This is a genomic window from Frateuria sp. GZRe12 (assembly GCF_051900535.1).
GTDB lineage: Bacteria > Pseudomonadota > Gammaproteobacteria > Xanthomonadales > Rhodanobacteraceae > Frateuria_A.
Map to the genome: position 1 here is coordinate 1 of NZ_JBHZGI010000013.1, position 1110 is coordinate 1110.

2 protein-coding genes are annotated in these 1110 nt (G+C 67.2%); both read left to right on the forward strand.

Annotated elements, in window-relative coordinates; all coding sequences use genetic code 11:
• Window positions 1-357, forward strand: a 357-nt coding sequence (locus ACFWZ4_RS16455) for a transposase (RefSeq protein WP_439705732.1), incomplete at its 5' end; no start/stop codon positions are given.
• Window positions 354-1110: IS3 family transposase (locus ACFWZ4_RS16460; protein WP_439705733.1), on the forward strand; the 757-nt coding region annotated here is incomplete at its 3' end. The genes ACFWZ4_RS16455 and ACFWZ4_RS16460, both read left to right, overlap by 4 nt.

A 1110-nucleotide genomic window follows, 5' to 3' on the forward strand; every position in this document is an offset into this window, starting at 1 on the left:
GTGGGCTGGTCCCGCTCTCTCGGACACCACAAAGCGAGGACAATCCTCGCACGGAGGTGTTCGATGGAGAAACGGCAGCGATTTACTGCTCAGTTCAAGCGTGAGGCGATCCAGTTGATGCGCCGGTCCGGCCGCCCGGTGGCCGAGGTGGCGCGCGAGTTGGGCATCCCTCGGAACCGGCTCTACAAGTGGGCCGAGGAGCTGGAGTCCAAGGGCGAGCAGGCCTTCCGCGGCAGCGGCAGGCCCAAGGCCAGCAGCGACGAGCTGGCAGCTTTGCAGCGCGAGGTTGCGCGCCTCAAGGAAGAGAACGAGATCCTAAAAAAAGCGGCGGCGTACTTCGCGCGGGAGCTGCGGTGAAGTACGCCTGGATTGCAGGCCAGGCGGAGTATCCGGTGCGTTCGCTGTGTCGGGCGCTACGCGTGTCGCCGAGCGGCTATTACGCGTGGCGCTCGCGCCAGCCGAGCCGCCGGGCCTGTGAGGATCAGCGGCTCCTGGAGCGCATTCGGTGCCTGCATGTGCAGACGCGCGAGGCCTATGGCACCGAGCGGTTGTGGCGTGCCCTTCGGCAGCAAGGGGAGTCCTGCGGGCGTAACCGCGTGCGGCGGCTTCGCCGTGACCACGCCATCCAGACCCGCCGTCGCCGCCGCTACGTGCAGGCGCGTGCGACCTACCAGCGTATGCCTGCAGCGTCCAACCGCCTCACTTGGCCTTTCCATAGCCCGCGTCCGAACGCGGTATGGGTGGCCGACATCACCTTCGTACCGACGCATCGCGGCTGGCTGTACCTAGCCGCCGTGCTCGACCTGCACAGCCGTCGAATCGTCGGCTGGGCCATGGGCGAGCGTGCCGATCAGGCGCTCGCCAGCGAGGCGCTTGCCATGGCCCTGGGGCGCCGCAAGCCGGCCAAGGGCGCCATCCACCACAGTGACCAAGGCTCGCAATACACCAGCAGGGCCTACCAGCAACAACTGCAGCAAGCGGGCCTCACGGCGAGCATGAGCCGCAAAGGCATGCCCTACGACAACGCAGCCATGGAAAGCTTCTTCAGCTCCCTGAAACAGGAGCTCACCCACCACCAGCCCTTTGCCACGCGCGAGGAGGCGCGCACCG